Origin of the sequence: Streptomyces sp. NPDC059002 (genome assembly GCF_042740435.1) — a bacterium.
Taxonomy (GTDB): domain Bacteria; phylum Actinomycetota; class Actinomycetes; order Streptomycetales; family Streptomycetaceae; genus Streptomyces.
This window is the reverse complement of sequence record NZ_JBHYJI010000007.1, coordinates 151,855-172,373: the sequence shown is the minus strand read 5'-3', so window position 1 is coordinate 172,373 and position 20,519 is coordinate 151,855. Positions and strand designations below refer to the sequence as shown.

The 20,519-nt window shown below is 70.2% G+C and carries 18 protein-coding genes; 8 read left to right on the top strand and 10 right to left on the bottom strand.

Going from position 1 to position 20,519, the window contains the following annotated elements; all coding sequences use genetic code 11:
* Positions 1-65 precede the first annotated feature (65 nt).
* Both ACFWZ2_RS09565 and ACFWZ2_RS09560 read right to left on the bottom strand, forming a co-directional pair.
* Entirely contained in the window at positions 66-899 is an 834-nt protein-coding gene (locus tag ACFWZ2_RS09565; RefSeq protein WP_384544079.1) for an SURF1 family protein, read from the bottom strand.
* 199 nt (positions 900-1,098) lie between these two features.
* Positions 1,099-2,922 carry a prolyl oligopeptidase family serine peptidase gene (locus tag ACFWZ2_RS09560; protein ID WP_384544077.1) on the bottom strand — a complete coding sequence of 608 codons (1,824 nt, stop codon included), beginning with the start codon at positions 2,920-2,922 and terminating at the stop codon, positions 1,099-1,101.
* Positions 2,923-2,993: 71 nt separating this feature from the next.
* On the opposite strand from ACFWZ2_RS09560, the gene ACFWZ2_RS09555 reads away from it, so the two are divergent.
* Both ACFWZ2_RS09555 and ACFWZ2_RS09550 read left to right on the top strand, forming a co-directional pair.
* Positions 2,994-3,818, top strand: a complete 825-nt coding sequence (locus tag ACFWZ2_RS09555; protein WP_384544075.1) for a class I SAM-dependent methyltransferase — start codon at positions 2,994-2,996, stop codon at positions 3,816-3,818.
* Positions 3,819-3,964: 146 nt separating this feature from the next.
* Positions 3,965-4,126, top strand: a complete 162-nt coding sequence (locus tag ACFWZ2_RS09550) for a hypothetical protein (RefSeq protein ID WP_384544073.1) — start codon at positions 3,965-3,967, stop codon at positions 4,124-4,126.
* Positions 4,127-4,161: 35 nt separating this feature from the next.
* Here the strand turns inward: ACFWZ2_RS09550 and ACFWZ2_RS09545 are convergent, their stop codons facing one another.
* Complete coding sequence (locus tag ACFWZ2_RS09545; protein ID WP_384544071.1) at positions 4,162-4,695, bottom strand: hypothetical protein; 534 nt, start codon at positions 4,693-4,695, stop codon at positions 4,162-4,164.
* A 254-nt stretch (positions 4,696-4,949) separates the two neighbouring features.
* Here ACFWZ2_RS09545 and ACFWZ2_RS09540 point away from each other — a divergent pair, with 254 nt between their 5' ends.
* Both ACFWZ2_RS09540 and ACFWZ2_RS09535 read left to right on the top strand, forming a co-directional pair.
* Positions 4,950-5,429, top strand: coding sequence for a cupin domain-containing protein (locus tag ACFWZ2_RS09540; RefSeq protein WP_384544069.1), 480 nt, complete (start codon positions 4,950-4,952; stop codon positions 5,427-5,429).
* A 100-nt stretch (positions 5,430-5,529) separates the two neighbouring features.
* Positions 5,530-6,912, top strand: coding sequence for a glutamate decarboxylase (locus ACFWZ2_RS09535; RefSeq protein ID WP_384544067.1), 1,383 nt, complete (start codon positions 5,530-5,532; stop codon positions 6,910-6,912).
* A gap of 51 nt (positions 6,913-6,963) precedes the next feature.
* On the opposite strand, the gene ACFWZ2_RS09530 is transcribed toward ACFWZ2_RS09535, so the two are convergent.
* Positions 6,964-7,500, bottom strand: coding sequence for a hypothetical protein (locus ACFWZ2_RS09530; RefSeq protein WP_384544065.1), 537 nt, complete (start codon positions 7,498-7,500; stop codon positions 6,964-6,966).
* A gap of 229 nt (positions 7,501-7,729) precedes the next feature.
* Positions 7,730-8,179: a DoxX family membrane protein gene (locus ACFWZ2_RS09525; protein ID WP_384544063.1), complete on the bottom strand. Its 450-nt coding sequence runs from the start codon at positions 8,177-8,179 to the stop codon at positions 7,730-7,732.
* Between the two features lie 177 nt (positions 8,180-8,356).
* Between ACFWZ2_RS09525 and ACFWZ2_RS09520 the strand changes: the two genes are divergently transcribed.
* Complete coding sequence (locus ACFWZ2_RS09520; RefSeq protein WP_384544061.1) at positions 8,357-9,595, top strand: amidohydrolase family protein; 1,239 nt, start codon at positions 8,357-8,359, stop codon at positions 9,593-9,595.
* A gap of 87 nt (positions 9,596-9,682) precedes the next feature.
* A complete protein-coding gene (locus tag ACFWZ2_RS09515) occupies positions 9,683-10,603 on the top strand; it encodes an FkbM family methyltransferase (protein WP_384544059.1) in 921 nt (306 codons plus the stop codon).
* Between the two features lie 39 nt (positions 10,604-10,642).
* Here the strand turns inward: ACFWZ2_RS09515 and ACFWZ2_RS09510 are convergent, their stop codons facing one another.
* The 4 genes from ACFWZ2_RS09510 to ACFWZ2_RS09495 form a co-directional block, all read right to left on the bottom strand.
* The gene (locus ACFWZ2_RS09510; protein ID WP_384544057.1) at positions 10,643-11,404 is read right to left on the bottom strand and encodes a glycosyltransferase family 2 protein; all 762 of its coding nucleotides are present in this window, start codon (positions 11,402-11,404) and stop codon (positions 10,643-10,645) included.
* Between the two features lie 52 nt (positions 11,405-11,456).
* Positions 11,457-11,726 (bottom strand): hypothetical protein, encoded by a 270-nt coding sequence (locus ACFWZ2_RS09505; protein ID WP_384544055.1) that lies wholly within the window; start codon positions 11,724-11,726, stop codon positions 11,457-11,459.
* A 315-nt stretch (positions 11,727-12,041) separates the two neighbouring features.
* The gene (locus tag ACFWZ2_RS09500) at positions 12,042-16,028 is read right to left on the bottom strand and encodes an AAA family ATPase (RefSeq protein WP_384544053.1); all 3,987 of its coding nucleotides are present in this window, start codon (positions 16,026-16,028) and stop codon (positions 12,042-12,044) included.
* 931 nt (positions 16,029-16,959) lie between these two features.
* The gene (locus ACFWZ2_RS09495) at positions 16,960-17,820 is read right to left on the bottom strand and encodes an abortive infection family protein (RefSeq protein ID WP_384544051.1); all 861 of its coding nucleotides are present in this window, start codon (positions 17,818-17,820) and stop codon (positions 16,960-16,962) included.
* Between the two features lie 281 nt (positions 17,821-18,101).
* Between ACFWZ2_RS09495 and ACFWZ2_RS09490 the strand changes: the two genes are divergently transcribed.
* Both ACFWZ2_RS09490 and ACFWZ2_RS09485 read left to right on the top strand, forming a co-directional pair.
* A complete protein-coding gene (locus ACFWZ2_RS09490) occupies positions 18,102-18,788 on the top strand; it encodes a DUF317 domain-containing protein (protein ID WP_384544049.1) in 687 nt (228 codons plus the stop codon).
* Positions 18,789-18,941: 153 nt separating this feature from the next.
* The gene (locus tag ACFWZ2_RS09485; RefSeq protein WP_384544191.1) at positions 18,942-19,316 is read left to right on the top strand and encodes a hypothetical protein; all 375 of its coding nucleotides are present in this window, start codon (positions 18,942-18,944) and stop codon (positions 19,314-19,316) included.
* Positions 19,317-19,499: 183 nt separating this feature from the next.
* Here ACFWZ2_RS09485 and ACFWZ2_RS09480 read toward each other — a convergent pair whose 3' ends face one another.
* Entirely contained in the window at positions 19,500-20,435 is a 936-nt protein-coding gene (locus tag ACFWZ2_RS09480; protein ID WP_384544047.1) for an alpha/beta fold hydrolase, read from the bottom strand.
* Positions 20,436-20,519 lie beyond the last annotated feature (84 nt).

Here is a 20,519-nt window from a genome sequence, read left to right as displayed (position 1 = left end):
CAGGGCTGCGTGGGAGTGCTTCTGGGGACTACGTGGGAGTGCTTCTCGGGACTACGTGCGAGTGCTCAGGGCTGCGTAGGGGTCGCGGTCGCCGTCTCGCCCGCGGGCGGGGCGTCCTGCTCGGGAACCAGCCCGAGCCGTGCGTCCCGCGCGAACTCCGCCTCCCGGCGGAACAGGCGGAACCACATGAAGAGCACGAAGCCCGCGAAGACGAACCACTCACCGGTGTAGCCGAGGTTCTGGAAGGCCTTCAGATCGAGGCCGGTGTCGTTCGGCGCGGTCGCGGGGACGGCCTTCATGCCGGAGTCGCCCTTGTCGAGGGTGATCCACGCGTCGTACATCTCGTCCGGCACCAGGTTCACCAGGGACGCCGAGCTGATCGCGCCCAGCTGCCCCCGCGGCAGTCCGCCCGCCGCGCTCACGCCGTTCGACCCCGGGCTCTCGGAGGACTGCAGGGCGCCGGTCACGGTGACCTCGCCCTTCGGCGCGGCCGGGGCCTTGGCGGCGCTCGCGTCGCCGGGGAGCCAGCCGCGCACCACGGGCAGCGACTTCCCGCTGTCCGTCCGCAGCAGGGTCAGTACGTAGAAGCCGCGCTTGTCGTCCAACTCCCGGTCCGGTACGAGCAGTTGCTTGCCGTACCGCCCCGTGGCCGTGGTCAGCTCGCCCGACGTCTTCTTGTCGACGGGCAGCAGCGACTCCAGCGGCCGCGCCCCGCCCTTCGCCGGGTCCGAGTGCGCCCGGCTCTGCTCGGCGGCCTGCTTCTTCGCCGACTCATGGTCCTGTACGCGGTCCTCGAAGCGGCCGAGCTGCCACGAACCCATGAAGATGCAGAACGGGATGGCCAGCACGACGAAGACGTTGATCCCCCACCATCGGGGCGTCAGCAGAAACCGGTACACGCCTTCCACGGTACGGGGCCCCGAGGAGGGACTGGACTGGGGGGTGGTCGGGCCCCGGTAAGGGGCGCGGGGCTGTTTCGATATGCGGCTCCGCCGCGTGGGCGCGACCAGCCCCCACGGCCCGCGCGTACGAACCGGCCTGACCTGGCCCGGGCCGGTCCGGACCGGCCGGAACCGGTCCAGACCGCACCCGAACCGCTCACCCCGCCGGAGGCAAGTGCCGCTCGGTGAAGTCCAGCTCGAGCGCCACCTGCTTGATCCGCTCGTCCACGACGAGAGAGCCGTGCCCCGCGTCGTAGCGGTACACCTCGTGCGGGGCGCCCCGGGCCGTGAGGCGGTCCACGTAGTTCTCGACCTGGCGGATGGGGCAGCGCGGGTCGTTGACCCCCGCCGAGATGTAGACCGGGGCCTTCACGTCGTCGACGTACGTCAGGGGGGACGAGGCCGCGAAGCGCTCGGGGACCTCCTCCGGGGTGCCGCCGAGCAGCGTGCGGTCCATGGCCTTGAGGGCCTCCATCTCGTCGTGGTACGCCGTCACATAGTCCGCGACGGGCACCGCGGCGAGGCCGAGGGCCCAGGCGTCCGGCTGGGTGCCGAGGCCGAGGAGGGTGAGATAGCCGCCCCAGGAACCGCCGGCCAGGACGAGCCTGTCGGGGTCCGCGAGGCCCGAGGCGACCGCCCACTCCCGCACCGCCGCGATGTCCTCCAGCTCGATGAGGCCGACGCGGTGCTTGAGGGCGTCGGTCCACTCGCGGCCGTACCCCGTCGAGCCGCGGTAGTTGACCCGGACCACCGCGTACCCGTGGTCGACCCAGGCCGCCGGGCCCGCCGCGAAGGAGTCGCTGTCGTGCCAGGTCGGGCCGCCGTGCACCTCGAAGACCGTGGGCAGCGGCCCCGACGAGCCCGCGGGGCGCTGCACGAGGGCGTGGATGCGGCCGCCGGGGCCCTCCACCCACACGTCCTCCACCGGGACGGACTTCGGTGCCTTCATGCCGGGCGGGTCGAGGACGACGCCGCCCGACGTCGAGCGGACCACCGGCGGCTCGGCCGCCGACGACCACATGTACTCCACGGTCCCGTCCGGGCGGGCCGTCGCGCCCGACACCGAACCCGCGGGCGTCTCGATCCGCGTCAGCTCCCGCGAAGCCAGGTCGTAGCGGAACAGCTCGCCGCGTGCCTCGAAGCCGTGCGCCACGAGGAGCGCGGAGCCGTCCGGATACCACTCGGCGCTCACGTCGCCCGGCAGGCCGAGCACGAGGTCGGTCTCCTCGCCCGACGCGACGTCCCACACCATCGGCTCCCAGCGGCCCCGCCGCTGGTGCCCGACGAGGAGGCGCGTGTCCCCGTCGACCGGGGCGAAGCCGAGGACCTCCAGGCCCAGCTCGACCGTGCCGCCCTTGGTGTCGTCGAGCTCGGCGACCGTGGCGCCGTCCGGCCCGATCACGCGGAGCGCGGAGTGCATCGCGTCCCCGTGCTCCGTGTGCTCGACGGCGATCAGCGTGCCGTCGTGCGAGAGGTCGCCGACGCCCGCCGACTCACGGTGGCGGTACACCTCGACGGGGGCGTCGGCACCGGGGCGTACGACATGGATCGTCGAGCCCTCCTCGTCGGTGGAGCGGCCGACGACCGCCGTCCTGCCGTCCCTGCCGAGCGCGAGGCCCCCGGGATACGAGGCCGCGAGGCCCGGCACCGCGGGCTCGTCGGGGCCGCCGCCGAAGGGCTGGCGCAGCCATACGCCGAATTCGTCGCCGTCCTTGTCGCTGAACCACCAGATCCACTCGCCGTCCGGCGACAGGACGCCGTCCGTCGTGCCGTTCGGCCGGTCGGTCACCTGGCGCTGGGTGCCGGTCGTCCTGTCCCAGGCGTACAGCTCGTACGTCCCCGTCGCGTTCGACACGAACAGGGAGCGCTGCGGGGCGTCCTCCGCCCAGTCCGGCAGCGACACCCGCGGCGCCCTGAACCGCTTCTCCCAGTCCGGCATGGACTCCGACCCTGTCGCCTTCTCGGCACCCGTCTCGCTCATGACCCCATAGTGCCCGTACCCCCCGACAATCCGCTGGCGAGGGTCCCCAGCCTGTGGATAACTTTTCGACCATGTACTCCCCGACGCCCGCCGACTGGCGCGAGACCAACCGAAAACGCTGGGACGAGCGCGTTCCCCTGCACCTCGCGAGCGACTACTACGACCTCGACGCCTTCCGGGCGGGCAAGGACGCGCTGCGCGACTTCGAGCTGGCGGAAGTGGGCGACGTACGCGGAAAGTCCCTGCTGCACCTGCAGTGCCACATCGGCGCCGACACCCTGTCCTGGGCCCGGCACGGCGCCGCCCGCGTCGTCGGCCTCGACTTCTCCGAGCCCGCCGTCGAAGCGGCCCGCGAACTCGCCGCCGAGCTGGGCCTGACCCCGGAGCAGGCCACGTTCGTCACCGCCGACGTGTACGACGCGGCCGATGCGGTGCCCGACTCCTCGTACGACATCGTCTACACCGGCGTGGGCGCCCTGTGCTGGCTGCCCGACATCCGGCGCTGGGCCGAGACCGTCGCCTCGCTCATTGCGCCCGGCGGCTTCCTGTACCTCTCCGAGTTCCATCCGCTCGCCGACATCCTGGACGACGAGACGGGTTCGCGGATCGCGTACGACTACTTCGCGCGCGACGCCTGGATCGACGACGCACCCGGCGGATACGCGGACACCACGACCCCCACCGTGCACAACCGCACCATCGAATGGCAGCACCCCATCGGTGACGTCGTCTCCGCGCTCGCGGCCGCCGGGCTGCGCATCGACTTCCTGCACGAGCGCGACACCACGCTCTTCGCCCGCTTCGGCGCACTCGAACTCCGCGACGGCGCCCACCGGTTCCCCGCGGACCGGCCCCGCGTCCCCCTCATGTACTCCCTGCGGGCGAGCAAGGCCTGACTCTCCTCCGGATGCCGGGCGCGCGCACCCGGAGGAGAGTGGTGAGGGCATGCCGCTCCGAGGCGAGCACGTTCCGAGGCGAGCACGTTCCGAGGCGAGCACGTTCCGAAGCGAGCGCCGCTCCCACGCGAGGAGGAGAGCCGATCATGGCCAAGCAGTCCCACAACCCGCGAGAGCAGTCCCAGCAGGCCAGGAACGCCGCGGCGGAGGCCCGTGCCAAGCAGGCCAGACGCCCGGTGGAGTCAGTCTCCGCGAAGACCAGGGGCCTCCAGCAGAAGGCCCAGTCCCGCCGCCAGGGGAACCGCTGACCGGGGGTCCACCGACCGGACCCCCGCCCGCCCCCTCACGGCAACGGCGACGGCGGTCGTAGCCACCCCTCCTTCGCGGGGTCGAACTCGCCGAGCTTGGTCCAGTCCCAGGCGCGCAGCACCTCACGCCCTTGGGTGTCGTCCTGTTTGATGACGGCGACGACCACATCGGCGGTGTGCCGGGTGAGGAGCAGGGTGCGCAGGCGGGTCGCGATGCCCGCGCCGCGCTGGGCGGGCGCCACCATGAGTTCGCCGAGCAGGAACACCCGCCCGGACGCGGTCTGTTCCTCGATCCCGGCGGGCAGGATGCCGCGGAACCCCTCCCACCAGTCGCCGGTCCGCGCGGCGCGGTAGCCGTAGAGGCAGCCGACCAGGCCCGCCGAGTCGGCGACGACCATGTCGAAGTCGGGCTGCTGCACGTCGTGTTCGAAGCGCCGCAGGAATCCCTGCCGGTCGCTGTACTCGGCGCCGGCCATGCCCCGGTAGGCCTCGACATAGAGGTTGGCCACGGACTCGCGCTGCTGTTCCGCCTGCCACCGGCTCAGCCGCCGCAGGAACACCTCTGCCATCTGCGCCTCCCGCCCGCCCCCCGCTGAGGGACTCCCCGTACACCCTGGACTCCGCATGGTGACAGCACCGAACACCGAGCGGAACGGGGCGTCGGCCCCAGTTGCCCTGTCCCCGGGGCGACTTGGGGCCTGCCGCGCGCCTACTGCACAAGGACTACCCTCCCCGGTCCGGTGGACCGATGCCCTCCACGCGCGCGTGGGGGAAGACTCGGTGGCGCACGTCACCAGGGTCACCACCATGGGAGGAGCCGATCATGTCGTACCCGGAGCCGCGCTATCTCGGGGACAAGGGCGAGGTCAACGCCCTGTTCCGCTCGGCGGACCAGGAGCCCGAACTGTCCAGGCCCGGCGGCAACCACACCCACTACCTCGCCACGCAGGCCTCCACGGGAGGTGAATTCGGGCTCTACAAGATCGACATGGGCGCGCGGGCCCCCGGCCCTTCCACCCACTTCCACAAGGGCATTTCGGAGTCCTTCTTCATCCTGTCGGGACACGTCGACCTGTACGACGGCGACCGCTGGAGGAAGGCGGGCGCGGGCGACTTCCTCTACGTACCGGTCGGCGGACTGCACGCCTTCAAGAACGACTCCGACGAGCCCGCCTCCATGCTGATGCTGTTCTCGCCGGGGGCGCCGCGCGAGGAGTACTTCGAGCAGGTCGCGGAGATGGCGCAGAAGGGCGGAGAGGAGTTCGGCGCGTTCCTGGTCCGGCACGACAGTTTCTTCGTCTGACGTCTTCGGGCCGCGACCCGCCCAGCGGGCGGCATTCTCCGGCGGCATCTGTGAAGGTGGAATCCATTCACGTCCGTTTTGAGGTGAAAGGACCGCCATCATGGGTCTGCACAAGGTGTCCACCGGAACCCGCCAGGCGTACGAAGACATCTACAGCACACCGATCAGCGCACGGACACTGCCCGCGCACCGGATCCCGGAGCACAGCTCCGAGCCGCGGGCGGTGGCCGCGATCGTCAAGGACGAGCTGGCCCTCGACGGCAACTCCTCGCAGAACCTGGCCACGTTCTGCACGACCTGGGCGGAGCCCGAGGTGCACCACCTCATGGACCTGTGCCTGGACAAGAACATGATCGACAAGGACGAGTACCCGCAGACCGCCGACATCGAGTCCCGCTGCGTGCACATGCTCGCCGACCTGTGGAACTCACCCGCGGGCGCGACCACCATGGGCTGCTCCACCACCGGGTCGAGCGAGGCGGGCATGCTCGGCGGTCTCGCCCTCAAGTGGCGCTGGCGGGAGGCCCGCAGGGCCGCGGGCAAGCCGGCCGACCGGCCCAACCTCGTCTGCGGCCCGGTGCAGGTGTGCTGGGAGAAGTTCGCCCGCTACTTCGACGTGGAGCTGCGCCAGGTCCCCCTGGAGCCGGGCGCGACGGGCCTGCGCCCGCACCAACTCCGCGACCACGTCGACGAGAACACCATCGGCGTCGTCGCGATCCTCGGCGTCACCTTCACCTGCGACTACGAACCCGTCGCCGAGATCGCCGCCGAACTCGACGCCCTCCAGGCGGACACGGGCCTCGACGTGCCCCTCCACGTGGACGCGGCGAGCGGCGGCTTCGTCGCGCCCTTCCTCCAGCCGGACCTCGTCTGGGACTTCAGGGTGGAGCGGGTCGTCTCCATCAACTCCTCGGGCCACAAGTACGGCATGGCCCCGCTCGGCGTCGGCTGGATCGTCTGGCGCTCGGCGGACCACCTCCCCGAGGACCTGGTCTTCCGCGTCGACTACCTGGGCGGCGACATGCCCACCTTCGCCCTCAACTTCTCCCGCCCCGGCGGCGAGATCGTCGCGCAGTACTACACGCTCCTGCGCCTGGGCCGCGAGGGCTACCGCGCGGTGTACGAGGCGTGCGCGGCGAGCGCCCGCGCGCTGGCCGACGAGATCGCGGACATGGGCCCGTTCACGCTCCTGTACGACGGCCGCGGCGCGCTGCCCGCCGTCTCCTGGACCCTGACCGACCCCGCACCGGCCGCCGGCTTCACGCTCTACGACCTCACCGAGCAGCTGCGCACCCGGGGTTGGCAGGTCCCCGCGTACCCGCTGCCTCCCGAACGCCACGACACCGTGGTCCAGCGCGTCCTCGTCCGCCACGGCATCGGCCACGACAAGATCATGCTGCTCGCGAGGGACCTGCGGGCGGCCGTGCAGCGGCTCTCCAAGGGCTCGACGGGGGCGCCCGAACAGCCGGGCTTCCACCACTGACACGTCCGGGGCGGCGCATGCGGCCGCGAAGCCGCCGGGACCGCCTCAGCTTCAGAGATGCATCATCGACATCACCTCGGGACTGCGCACCCCGGTCGCCACACGGGGCACGTCCTCGCCGGGACGGATCCACCCCGCGCCCTCGGCCGCGCCGACGGCGGCCTTCTCCGCCGCGTCGGCCGCGGCGTTCAGGTCCGCGTCGGTGCCCAGGTGCCGGGCGCCCGCGGCGACCGCCGCGGCCTGCGAGGCCTTGAGCGCGGACTGCACCGCGAGGGCGGCGAGTTCACTGTCGGCGTCGACGAGCTGACCCATCTGGGCGGCCTGTGCGGCGGACGCGGCCGCGTTGCGGGCGCAGCGGGAGTCGGCGGCGGGGTCGGGGGCGCTCTCGGAGAGGACGGCGAGTGCCTGGGCCGCGACGCGGGCGGCGTGGGCGGCCTTCCAGACGGCGTCCGCGTGGTCGGGGCCGTGCCGCTCGACGTGGCGGCTGAGCGCGGCGGCGCGGGCCGCGGCACTCTCCGCGCGGGCGGCGTGGCTCGCCCTGAGGGCTGCCGCGGTCGGCTGCTGTTCTTCGTGGTCGTGCTCGTTCACCGGCACCTCCATGTCGGTACGGAGCAGCGGGGCGTCGCGCCCCCTCCCGCATCCCGGCGCCGTCCACAGCGGCGGGCCGCGGATGTGTCGGGCAGGGTGGCACGTCGCCGTACAACAGGCCAGAGCCAGGCCCTGGTTGCGGGACTCAGAGGAACAGCCCGGACGTTCAGAGGAACAGTCCGGACGTTCAGAGGAACAGCCCGGACGTTCAGAGGAACAGCCCGGACGTTCAGAGGAACAGTCCGAACGTCTCGTCGAGCGACCACGTCTGCCACCCCATCCCGAAGAGCGCGACCGCGGAGATCAGCGCCATCATCAGGTTCTGCCCCTGCTCGGCCCAGTCGTGGATCATCAGGACGAGGTAGATCAGGTTGAGGACGAGCCCGCCGACGAGGGCGATCGGTGTGAGGAAGCCGAGGATCAGGCCGAGTCCGAGGGCGAGTTCCGCGTAGGCGACGACGTACGCCATCAGCTGCGGCCTGGGCTTCACGACGACGTCGAAGCCGCTGCGTACGGCGACCCACCGGTGCTTCTCCGCGACGCCCGCAGCCCAGCCGATGCCGCTGCCGCCGAACCATTCCTTCTTGTCCTTGTGGCGCCAGCTCTCAAGCCACCACAGGCCGAGCCCGATCCGGAGCACGGCCAGCCACTCGGCTCCGCTGAGCCACATCGTCTGCATCGAGAGCCCTCCTCCAAACCGACCTGACGATGCGTCAGTTCAGCGGATCGGAACGGATCGCGCAAGGGGTCGAGTTCCGGGTGGGCGCTTGCCGTCGTTCGGGGCGGGCCCTAACCTCGATCTGATGGATCGTCAGATTCGGGTCGATGAAACCGGCAGGCAGTAGGGGGCACAGCAGTGGTCAGCAGTGAGGTTGGAAACACGGAACTCCCCCGGGTCATCAGCGTGGACGACCACGTGATCGAGCCCGCGCACCTCTTCGAGAAGTGGCTCCCGGGCAAGTACCGCGACCGAGGTCCCAAGCCGTTCACCGCGGGCATCGGTGAACTGGCGTACATCGGGGGGAAGTACAAGTTCACGACGGATCCGGAAGGCCAGATCACCGACTGGTGGGAGTACGAGGGGGACCTCTTCCCGTACAAGCGCATCATCGCCGCCGTCGGCTTCTCCCGCGACGAGATGACCCTCGACGGCATCACCCGCGAGCAGATGCGGCGCGGCTGCTGGGACCCCAAGGCCCGGCTCGCGGACATGGACATCAACCACGTCGAGGCCTCGCTCTGCTTCCCCACCTTCCCGCGCTTCTGCGGGCAGACCTTCGCCGAGGCCAAGGACAAGGAGGTGGGCCTGGCCTGCGTCCGCGCCTACAACGACTGGATGGTGGAGGAGTGGTGCGGCGACAGCGGCGGCCGCCTGATCCCGCTCTGCCTCATCCCGCTGTGGGGCATCGACCTCGCCGTCGCCGAGATCAGGCGGAACGCGGCGCGCGGCGTCCGCGCCGTCACCTTCTCCGAGATCCCCACCTATCTGGGCCTGCCCTCCATCCACTCCGGCTACTGGGACCCGTTCTTCGCGGCCTGCGAGGAGACGGGCACCGTCGTCAACATGCACATCGGCTCGTCCTCGCAGATGCCCGCCGCGTCCCCCGACGCCCCGCCCGCCGTCCAGGCCTCGCTGAGCTTCAACAACGCCATGGCCTCGATGATGGACTTCCTGTTCTCCGGCGTCCTGGTGAAGTTCCCGCGCCTCAAACTCGCGTACAGCGAGGGGCAGATGGGCTGGATCCCGTACGCCCTGGAACGCGCCGACGACGTGTGGGAGGAGCACCGGGCCTGGGGCGGCGTGAAGGATCTGATCCCCGAGCCCCCTTCGACGTACTACTACCGGCAGATCTTCTGCTGCTTCTTCCGCGACAAGCACGGCGTCGAATCGATCGAGACCGTGGGCGTGGACAACGCCACGTTCGAGACCGACTACCCGCACGTCGACTCGACGTGGCCGCACACGAAGCAGGTGGCGCAGGAGCACGTGGGCGGTCTCTCCGCGGAGGTCCAGTACAAGTTGCTGCGCGGCAACGCCATCCGCATGCTCGACCTGCCGTTCGACAAGGAGCGGACGGCCTCCTCGGTCGCCTGACGCCGACCGCCCCGTGCCGCCGTGCGCTGGGGGCGCCCGCGCCTCCAGCGTTATGGTTCGGCTGTTCCCTGGCGGAGAGGTAATCGGATGAGCAACCCCATGACGGAGGCACTGGTCACGCTCGGTCGTGCCTACGTACGACGGGCCCCCGGAACGCTGTTCAAGAGCGCGCTCGCCGCCCGCTTCCTGAACCCCCGCCTGCGGGACCAGCCGCGCCGGCGCGTCGTCGACGTGGAGTTCGGCGCCCGGTTCGCGGTCGACACCCAGGACCTGATCCAGCGCTACCTCTACCTCTTCGGAGGGTGGGAGCCGAACATGACGCGGTGGTTGAAGAGCCGCCTGGGCGCCGGTGATGTCTTCGTGGACGTCGGCGCCAACATCGGCGTCTTCGCGGTCCTCGGCTCCCGGCTCGTCGGCGACAAGGGCCGCGTCGTGGCCGTCGAGGCGTCCCCCACCTTCCACCGGCGCCTTTCGCGGAACGCCGGACTCAATGGCTGCGACAACATCCGCGCGGTCAACGCCGCCGTATCGGACAGCAGGAAGAAGCTGACGTTCGTCCTCGCCAGTTCGCAGAACATGGGCGCGAATTCGATCGTTCCCTACGAAGGTCCCGCCGAGTCGACCTTCGAGATGGAGGCGGTTCCCCTGCCCGAACTCCTTGAGGCGGACGAACTCGCCCGCGCCCGGGTGATCAAGATCGATGTGGAGGGCGCGGAGGGCGGCGTCGTACGAGGGCTGAAAGGCGTTCTCGACCAGCTGCGCCCGGATGTGGAAATCGCCGTGGAAGTCACGCCCGAGCGCATGGCCCAGCTCGGCGATTCGGCCGACGAACTCCTTGCCACCCTGCGGGACCACGGCTTCCACGCCTACCGCCTCGGCAACGATTACGCCCCCGGTGGCTATCCCTGGTCCATGCGGCATCCCGTGGCCCCGGTGCGGTGGCGTGGGCCGGTCGTGGGCGAGACCGAATTGGTTTTCTCCCGGGTGGACGCCGAAGAACTCGCGTGACGTGCTGCGGCGGGGCGAGACGCGGCGCGGGGCCAAAGGTCAGTCGGTGCCGGGCGGATATCGCCACTGGAACCGGCCGAGCGCCCGCGCCCGCGCCTCGACGACGGCCATCCGCGCGTCCCGTTCGGCGGCGTCCGTGTGGGAGGCCTGGCCGGTGACCTGCCCCTCCCACTTGCGGTAGAGAAGCCCCGCCTCGGACGAGAACCAGCCGCGGGCAACGGAGTTGAGCGCCAGGAGCAGCCCGGTGTCCTCCGAGGCGGGCAGCGCCATCCACCCGCCGAGCGCCACGAGCAGCTCGCGTCGTACGAAGAGCGTCGCCGGGTGGACCTGCGCGCGGTAGTCGTGCGCCGACCAGTGGTCCAGCACGGCCCCGCGCTCGATCGGACCGTCGTCGGGATCGCCGGGGAACGCGACGGTCGAACCGTCGGGCAGCAGGTCGAGCGCGCGGGACGTGGCCCAGCCGAGCTCCGGATCGCTCTCCAGGGCGGCGAGATCGCGGGCCAGCGCGCCCGGCGTCAGACGGTCGTCGGCGTCCAGGATCCTGACGTACTCCCCGTCGGCGCGGGCCATCGCCATGGTGCGGGCCACGCCGGGGCCGCCGGGACGCCCCTGACGGAAGCTGATCCGCGCGTCGTCCGGCACGTGCGGGGCGACCTCGTCGGTCCTGCCGTCCTCCTGGATCAGCCAGCGCCACTCCCAGCCCTCGGGCAACTCCTGTGCGCGCAGGGACGCGTACGCATCGGGCAGGAAGCGCGCCGACGGTGCGTGGACGGCCGTGACGATGATGATGCGCCGGCTCACGGCTCACCACCTTTCCCAGTGGATGGACTCGGTCCCGGTGGGACCACGGGTATCAGGGTGCCCGCCGCGACAGCAGCTTGCGCGCACCGACCGCGGCCACGCCTGCGGTCACCAGGAGCCCGATGCCGCCGAGCCCGCAGAGCAGGCGCGCCCACCACGCCCATCCCGAGTCCGGCACGAGCGCCCATCCGCTCAGCACGGGACCACCGGTGGCGACCAGGACAAAGCCGCGGGCGTTCCAGGACCGCAGGGGAGTACGACGGCCGTCGTACGTATACGGCAGGAGTTCACAGGCGACCCGTACGGCGAAATCGCGAGGCACGCCGCGCTGCCGCTTCTGTCTCCGCTTGCCCACCATGAATCTTCCTGATGCTTTCGGACAGATGCACCGTGAAATTAGGTGTCTTGCCAGGATGCGGTCACAGAAGTGCCCGATCGCTGGCGACGGGGGATGCACCAGCGATCGGGCTGTACCCAACCGTAACAAGACTGCTTGCGGAGGGGGAGTCAACTGCCTGACCAAATTGACGAGTTGTGATCGGGATCACGTACCCGGATCCGCCCGGAGAAGGGGCGACAAGCGGCGGCAAGTGGCGAGAAATGGGCGCGTTCCCACGGGGGGAGAAACAGTGAGCCACTACTCGTCACACGGTGGCTCGTACGAGAGACGTGGCAGATACTCGCGCCATTTCTCTTCGGTCAGAACGCCACGAGTGGTCGAACAAATGCGGCGGATCGCCGCGTCGTTGTCGAGGTTCCACAGGCGGAGAGTATCCGTGCCGCTGGAAACTCCGAGCATCTGGCCTTGCGGGCTGAACGACAGAAAACTGCCCGTCTTGGCGTTGGGACTCATCGACTGGCCGATGGGCGACGCGTCGGACGGGTCGGCGACGTCCCAGAGCCGCACCGTGTTGTCGTTGCCGCCGCTCGCCAGAGTGCGGCCGTCCTGGCTGAAAGTCAGCGACACGACCGCGTCGGTGTGACCGGTCAGCGAAGCGTCGAGCCGGGACGCCTTGCGGGCGTCGCTGATGTCCCAGAGCCGCACCGTGCCGTCGTCGCTGCCGCTCGCGAGCGCGCGGCTGTCCGGACTGTAGGCGAGCGCGTTGATCGGCCCCAGATGCCCCGTGAGCGGCGTGCCGAGCCGCTCGGCCTTCGCCGGGTCGGAGACGTCCCAGAGCCGGATGGTGCTGTCCGCGCTGCCACTGGCGAGCGTGTGCCCGTCCGCGCTGAACACAAGGGAGTTGACGTAGCCCTTGTGCCCGGCGAGCGGATCGCCGAGGGGGCGCGGACGCGCCGGGTCGCTGACGTTCCACAGCTGGATGGTGCGGTCGGTCTGGGGCGTCACCAGGGTGCGCCCGTCCGGGCTGAACGCCAGCGCGGCCGCGAACCGCGTCCTCAGCGCGACCGGCGGCCCGTACCGGACGGGGTGCGCCGGGTCGGTGACGTTCCACAGCTGCACCGCGCGGTTCCCCGTGAGCACCGCGAGCGTACGGCCGTCGGGCGAGAAGACCAGCTTGCGCACGTCCCCCTCGCCGGGCCTGAACGGTTTGCCGAGCGCCACAGGACGGTTGGGGTGCTTCACGTCCCACAGCCGGATCTTCTCGTCGCGCGCGGCCGTGGCGAGCACCTTGCCGTCGGGACGGAACGCCCCGATCCGGCCGATCATGTCCGACGTCGGCAGCGACCACAGACGGACCTTGTTGTCGCCGCTCCCGGTGGCGAGGGTGTGCCCGTCGGGGCTGAAGCCGAGCGCGTACATCTCCCCGCTGCTGCCCGCGAGGGGCTCACCGACCTGCGAAGGATGGGCCGGATCGCTGACGTTCCACAGGCTCGCCGTGCTGTCCGCGCTCGCGGCCGCGAGCATCGTCCCGTCGCGGTTGAAGGCCACGGACCACATGGGCCCCGTGTGGCCGGTGAGCGCCGCGCCGAGCGATGCCGCGCGGCGCGGCTCGGCGATGCTCCAGAGCCGGATGGTGTTGTCCGAACTGCCGCTGGCCAGCGTGCGGCCGTCGGGGCTGAACGCCACGGAGTGCACGGTGCTGGTGTGCCCGGTCAGCACCTTGTCGATCGGCTTCGGGCGCCGCGGATCGGCCGTGTTCCACAACCTGATCGTGCCGTTGTCGCCACCGGCCGCCAGCGTCCTGCCGTCCGGGCTGAACGCCACGGAACGCACGGCGGCGCTGTGCCCCCGCAGGGTGTCGAGCGCCCTCGTCCTGCCCGGCTCCGTCACGTTCCACAGGCGTACGGCATGGTCCTCGTTGGCGGAGGCCAGCGTCTTGCCGTCCGGGCTGAAGGCGAGCAGATAGATCGTGCCGCCGTGCCCGGCCACGGGCGCGCCGAGCGGCCGCGGGTGGGCGGGATCCCGCACGTCCCACAGCCTGATCGTGCCGTCGTCCGACGCGCTGGCGAGCGTCTTGCCGTCCGGACTGAAGACCGCCGTGCTCACCCAGCTCTTGTGGCCGGTGAGGGGCTTGCCCAGCGGCTTGGGATGGGTCGGGTCCGACACGTTCCACAGCCGTACGGTCCGGTCGTAGCTGGCGGTGGCGAGGAGCCGCCCGTCCGGGCTGAACGACGTGAGATAGACGGCGCCCTTGTGACCGAGGAGCGGCGTCGCGAGCGGCGCGTTCACGATCGAGATCAACCGATTCTGCGTGCCCTCGTCGTGCGGCCGCAGACCATGTGCCACCAGATCGAGCTGGGCCGACAGCGACGGATCCGTGTCCTGCGCGCGGTCGGCCTCCGCGACCACCTGCTCGAACACCGCGTCGTCCCGCTGCTGCCAGGCCACCACCGCGGCGAAGACGGCCACCATCGCCAGGGCGACCAGCGCCGCCACCGCACCACGGCTGATCAAGACCGTCCGCCTGCGCAGCCGCGCCGAAGCGGCCAGGAAGTCCACCGCGCTCCGCGTCAGAAACGTGTCACCGGCGGTCTTCGCCCAGGTGCGGGCCTGCTCCAGACGCGACCCCCGGTACAGCAGCGACGCGTCGCGGTCGGTCTCCTCCCAGGCCCTGCCGTCCTCCTCAAGGCGCTGCCGGAGCAGATGGTCGTTCCTGTCCTCGTCGATCCAGTCGCGCAGCCGCGGCCAGGCGTGCAGCAGCGCCTCGTGCGTGATCTCCACGGTCTCCGCGTCGAGCGTCACGAGGCGGGCCTGGACCAGCGCCTCCAGCGACTCCTCCGTCTTGCCGGGGTCCGTCGACTCCTCCGCCAACTGGCGCCGCGTCCCGCGCCGCCGGGTGGCCTGGGTGTCCTCGCCGAGCCTGACCAGCCTGAGCAGGAGCAGCCGCGCCGCCGAGCGCGCCGCCGGGTCGAGTCCGGACCAGGCGCGCTCGGCGGTCGCCGCCACCGCACCCTGGATTCCCCCCGCCGCCCGGTAACCGGCCAGCGTGAGGCGGCCCGTCTTCCGCCGCTGCCAGGTGGCCAGCAGGGCGTGCGAGAGGAGCGGCAGTACGCCCGCGTCGTGCGCCCCGCGAGGTCCGTCCGTGCTCACCTCCCGCACGATCAGCTCCGCGAGCCCCGGCTCGATCTCAAGACCCACGGCCTTGGCCGGACCGGTCACCGCCTCCCGCAACTCCGTGGTGGTCAGCGGCCCGAGCACCATGTGCCGGTGCTGCAGCGCGTCGGCCAGCTCCGGGTAGCCGAGGCACTGCTCGTAGAAGTCGGCGCGGATGCCGAGCACCACGAGCGCGGGAGCGGGGTCACCGGACTCGTCGGGCGAGCACGCCGCATGCAGGAGCCGGACGAACGCACGCCGCTCCGCCTCGTCCGCGCAGAGGGTGAACGCCTCCTCGAACTGGTCCACGATGACGACGGGCCGCGCGGCACCGGATCCCGCGCGCCGCGCCCACGCCGTGACGGACTCGCGCACGGCCTCCGCGAAGTCCGGTGCGGGGGACCCCTCCGCGGCCTTCGGGACGGCATGCGCGAGCTCGGGTATGTGCCGGGTCAGCTCCGCGAGGGGATCGCTGCCCGGCACGAGCTGCAGCACGGGACCCGGCCCGCCGTCGTCCCCGCTCAGCGCGCCGCCCTGCAGCGCGGGCACCAACCCGGCGTTCAGGAGCGAGGACTTCCCCGCCCCCGACGCGCCCACGAGCATGACGAGCCCGCCCGGCTCCGCCACCGCGCGGAGCTGGCCGACGAGGGCCTCCGTGCTCCGCTCGCGTCCGAAGAACCACCGGGCGTCCTGCTGACGGTAGGAAGCAAGCCCCCGATAGGGACACACACCGGCCAGATTCGGGGCATCGGCGGCCGGCGGCCGCTCGTCGTCCTCCGCGGGAGATGCGGCAGGTCCCGCCACCGCGCGCTCCCACAGCAGCTGCCACTGGACCAGGTCGTACAGCCCCGCGGACACCGGAACGGGCCGTTCGCGCCGCGCCTCCGGGATCAGGACATGCAGCACCGTCGCGAGCGCGACGAACTGCGCGGGCACGTTCTTGGCCCGCCGCCAGTCACTGATCCGCTGCGCGGACACCCGCACCGGCCGCCCTCGTTCGTCGACCCGCTGAAGTCGCACGACGGCCTCGGCCACGCGCTGAAGGGGAGGGTTGCCGGCTTCCTTGTACAGCAGCGCGAGCCGTTCCGCGAAGGCTGTGCGTGCCCCTGAGTCGGAGCTCAAGGCCTCCACCCCTTTACTTCCACCGCGCCTGGACATCCGGACCGGAAAACTCACTTTATACGGCTGACCTGCGGCGAAGTGGTCCGGACGACCCCGGAACCTCCTCGGCGCTGGCCACAACTGGCAGGATCTCGACCCGTAGCGAACCAACCGCGCAGCGTCAGGGCAGGCCAGCGGCTCGGCGCTCGGAGAGGCGACTCATGACGCCGAACGTTCTCGGCTGGCTTCTGCCGGAGTTACGAAGTGGCGACGAGCCCGTCGCCTGACCTCGACCCACCTGCCCGTCCGGACCGCCCCCGCACCGACGGCGGATCCGGCTATTTCTCGACTCGCGCCGATACGCCGACACGGCGCGGATCGACACCGCACGCGTCGTTCGGCACCGGTCCTCACAGGGGAGGGACCGGCGCCGAATCGACGCGGCGGGTGCACTTCCCGCGCCTCCGCGGCGGGTGCACCTCCCAGGCACCCACGGCCGGTGAAGTACTTCCCACGCACGCGCCCACCGTCACCCAGCACGCGCCGTCCGGCGCGGGCCGCTCACACGCGGCACCAGCCGTCCACGCACAGCACCAACCGTCCACGCACAGCACCAGAAAACGCATCAGGCCCGGTTCCCATTTCTGGAAACCGGGCCTGATGTCAGCTGTCGGGGTGGCGGGATTTGAACCCACGACCTCTTCGTCCCGAATGAGGTTCGGTCAAGATCGACACCTGCGGATCTTGTAAATGCGCAGGTCAGGACGTTGGTCTGAGGCGGTGCGACGGGGTCTCGGTTGGTCTCCGGAGGAAGATCATCTCCCAGGATTCTCCCAGCGCCGTGTGCTGCGTATGGGATTCGCACCGAGCCCCACAGCTTCAAGGCGCATTGCGGAAGCAAGTTCGCGCGACCCACTGTAGGTTCCTGCCGCTCTCGCGGTGCCAGCAGGACATGGAGAGGTTAGACCTGGGCCTTGCGCCAAGGCGCGGTGGGGTCCGACAGGGTGTCGAGAATCAATTCGCACCAGGTGACGGCAGCATTGACCGTCAGGCGGGCATGACGCACTCCAAGGCCAGATGGAGTGCTTGCCTGGCCGTGACCGCTGCCGAAACCCTGGTTGCGTAGTTCTGCGACCCCGACCGCGATGTTTACCGAGCCCGAAAGGATCTTCTTCACGGCCTTGCTGCCATCTGGCCCGTCAGGTGCCGAGCCGGCGTCGAGCTTCAGTGCCTTCTGGACCGTGCTGATCAGAGTGGGGAGCGCGGCGTTCTTGTCGACCTCGATGCTCAGCTCGCCGAGAGCGGTCTTCGCGGTCGCCTCAATGAGCTGCTTGGCCGCGCCGATGGCGCCGTGAGGATCGGTGGTCAGGTCTCTCCGGATACGCTCCAGCTCGATCGTGATGCCCGAGGCGTCGCCCAGGGTGCTCAGATCACGGACCAGCACCGGCGGATTAGACCAGGAGATCCTTCCCTCCCCATCGAGAGCGAAGCCGTCCCGCTCTAGGCGCACCCTGATGTCGTCCAACCACTTCGGTGTTCCCTGGTCGTCCGGGTTCCGGTACGCGCGGATGAAGTCCTCGAAGACCAGGAGCGCTCGCCGCACCTGGTTCGGATCAGACCAGTCGACACCCTCCGCGTAGAGCATGAACTCGGTTCGACGCTGGCCCGAGTCCTGGTACTTCAGCTCATCTGGAGGGACAGGTGCGAACCCGTGGTCCTCCCACAGGTCGGCCACAATCCGAATGGTCAGGTCGGTGGCCAGGGAGCGGAAGGCGTTGCGGGTCGCGGGGCTCACCAGGTCCCGTCGCGTGGTGACGGTCATAGTCCGAAGATAAGAGCAGACCTTGACGGCCGTCACGGCCTTTTCCCAGTGACTGCCGGAGAAGCCAGCGGCTGGCTTCCGCGTCAAACGCCTCGGTCGGATTCCAAAGGAGTGGCAGTTCGCCGCGGGCAGACAGGACAGATCTCGAAAGATCTGGTGCACGGGCGCAACCCATGTCAACGTACGACGCCCGGCTAGAAGATCCACCCACCGAGCCTACGGAGGCGCCCCTGTACCCGCACCACCCCAACGACCCATTCCGCTCCGACACACACGACCCGGTGTATTGGGTCACTCCGCGCCACTTGGCCGGTGACGATGGCGCTCTCGCCGAGCGAACCGGCAAGACCTTGGCCGACCTCGGCTGGCGTATGTGGCCCACCGCCCGCAACACCCTGCTGTACGTGAGCCCGGACGAGCTGTGCGGCGCCGAATGGATCCTCGCGGCCTACCCCTTCGAGCTGGGCGGCCTGCCTGTGGCCTGGCAGCTGAGCGCCCGTCCTGGTTCTGCCTCGGCGATGACGGAGTGGAATGCGTACTTCACCGCTGGCGTCCCGTTCGAGGCGCTCGCTGATCTCCTCGTCGCACTCAGCACCCGCCCCGCGCCTAACGTCAGTCCTGAAGGCCACGAAAAGGTCCTCGACTCTGTCATCGCCCAGGGCTGGATCCGTGACGTGGACCGACCTCGCTCCACCGCTACGGACCCTGCCTTCTCCTGCAGCATTTCGCTGGAGGTGCTGCCGCCGCTCGTCCAGGATGCCGACCCGCGTCCCGACTTGATGGGCTGGCAGGCATGGGCGGAACCCGTCCTCGGTGCTCCGTATCTGTGGTGTGCCAGCTTCAGCGCCAGCGTCCCTCACGACCTGGTCGCCGCGTTCGCCTCCTCGCTCGCATCACCGGTACCGGTGCCCCGCCGCACCCTGCCCGAGAGCGCTGAGGGTCGGCTTCGGGTAGTGCGCCGCAGCTGACCGGAGCCGGAGTGGCTTGTGCTGCCAGTCGCTGACTTCCCCTGAGATACCCGCTTCCTGCACCCATCCGATGAGAGAAGGAGTCTCTGCGTGTTCCGACGACGTGCTCGTGCCGACCGTGAGTTCCGTGAAGTCCAGCGTGCCGGCCAGGCGATGCTGGCGATGCACACCGAGTGGCCGGACCCGGATGTCACGGCGCCGGACCCGACCGTGCCGGCTGACGCCACGGTGGTGCCCGACTTCCTGCCGCCGGCGTTCCGGGCGCCGTGCCGGCAGAACGTGTCGGGGTTCATGATGCGTTGGGACCTGCCGCTCGTCATCGAGGGTGAGGTCCACGCGTGCCACTGCGGTGCGTACCGGAACTGGATCGTCTTCAACATGCGCGACGACTCGGTGTGGCTGCGCTGCGAGGCCGGCCACGAGACGCAGGAGACCCGGCTGGACACCGCCTGGTACAACCGCAACTCCGGTCCGGTCGACCGCTTCCACCCCACCCTCGAAGACGGCTTGCGCCACCTCGGCCACTGAGAGAGCGAAACCCCTTCCCCCACTCCTGCGTTCGTCGGCACCCGGAGGGCCGACCCGATCAGACCGTCCGTCTCGCATCACCATCAGCAACAGCGCAATGACTAGCTGAGGCCCAAGCCAACTGCCGTCTCGGCACAGGCTGGGGTGGTCAGCGTTCTGTGTCGGGACGTGCGGGAATGCGGCCTATTCCAGAGTCTTGATCCAGTCGGTCACGACCTGGACATAGCGGTGCGGGTCTGCGGCGTGCATCTGGTGGGCGGCGTCGGGCAGCGAGGTGTAGGTGACGGGCTGGCCGGTGGCCTGCATGATGCGGCAGGCGTTCTGCGCCTGGAGGTCGGTGCAGGCTCCGAGCATGTGGCCGGTTGCGGGGTCGGTCATCCGGGCGTGGTGGGTGAACAGAACCGGGACCCGCACCTGCTCAAGGATGGTCTCGTGGTCGCTGGAGGCGAAGGCCAGGCCGCCGGCCCACGATGCTGCCACCTCCGGGTCGAACTCCTTGAGGTGCTGCGGAGGTTCGGGATCGTACTTGCTGCCGGCCAGCATGCCGGGGAGTTCCTTGGGCGCCGCCTGCACGAGGCCATTCCAGTCGCCGATCGACCACTGGTTGCCCAGCCACTTGCTTCGCAGCTCGAACACCGGCCCCAGGTTCGTCCGCACTCCCGGCCCGTAGGCCGGAGCGATCTCGCAGGCGAACAGTGGCGGGTCTTCCAGGATCGCGGCGCGCAGCTGTCCCGGTTTGGCGTACGCGGCCAGCCATGCGGTCATGACGCCGCCGACCGAGTTGCCGGCCACCACGGCGGGCCGCTTGATGACCAGGTCCATAAAGCGGACCAGGTCGTTGCCGAAGTTGTCCAGCGCGTAGCGGCCGGGCGTCCACGTGGTGCGGCCCTGGCCGCGGGTGTCGACCGCGAACACCTGGAACTGAGAGGCCAGCAGGCCGATCGCTTCCTCGTAGGTCCACCAGGAATCCGCCCCGCCCGGAACCAGCAGAAGCGCAGGGGTGTTCGGATCGCCCTCCACGACGTAGTTCATCCGAATCTCGCCGAGATCCACTGTGTGCTCACTGAACCGATGCTGGGCGAAGATCCCGGCGCGGTCGGCAGCCTCAGAGATGCCCATATCGGAGCCCCCTTCCTCATGTCCCGAATGTCTGCGCTATATCAACATGCGCCGGTACGCCTCATCCGCTGACACTCCGTCTGC

Coding starts and splice junctions, on each gene's coding strand:
- ACFWZ2_RS09550 (WP_384544073.1), top strand. CDS start 3,965: ATGGCCAAGCAGTCCCACAACCCGCGAGAGCAGTCCCAGCAGGCCAGG.
- ACFWZ2_RS09540 (WP_384544069.1), top strand. CDS start 4,950: ATGTCGTACCCGGAGCCGCGCTATCTCGGGGACAAGGGCGAGGTCAAC.
- ACFWZ2_RS09525 (WP_384544063.1), bottom strand. CDS start 8,179: ATGCAGACGATGTGGCTCAGCGGAGCCGAGTGGCTGGCCGTGCTCCGG.
- ACFWZ2_RS09535 (WP_384544067.1), top strand. CDS start 5,530: ATGGGTCTGCACAAGGTGTCCACCGGAACCCGCCAGGCGTACGAAGAC.
- ACFWZ2_RS09485 (WP_384544191.1), top strand. CDS start 18,942: ATGCTGGCGATGCACACCGAGTGGCCGGACCCGGATGTCACGGCGCCG.
- ACFWZ2_RS09480 (WP_384544047.1), bottom strand. CDS start 20,435: ATGGGCATCTCTGAGGCTGCCGACCGCGCCGGGATCTTCGCCCAGCAT.
- ACFWZ2_RS09555 (WP_384544075.1), top strand. CDS start 2,994: ATGTACTCCCCGACGCCCGCCGACTGGCGCGAGACCAACCGAAAACGC.
- ACFWZ2_RS09495 (WP_384544051.1), bottom strand. CDS start 17,820: ATGACCGTCACCACGCGACGGGACCTGGTGAGCCCCGCGACCCGCAAC.
- ACFWZ2_RS09515 (WP_384544059.1), top strand. CDS start 9,683: ATGAGCAACCCCATGACGGAGGCACTGGTCACGCTCGGTCGTGCCTAC.
- ACFWZ2_RS09545 (WP_384544071.1), bottom strand. CDS start 4,695: ATGGCAGAGGTGTTCCTGCGGCGGCTGAGCCGGTGGCAGGCGGAACAG.
- ACFWZ2_RS09560 (WP_384544077.1), bottom strand. CDS start 2,922: ATGAGCGAGACGGGTGCCGAGAAGGCGACAGGGTCGGAGTCCATGCCG.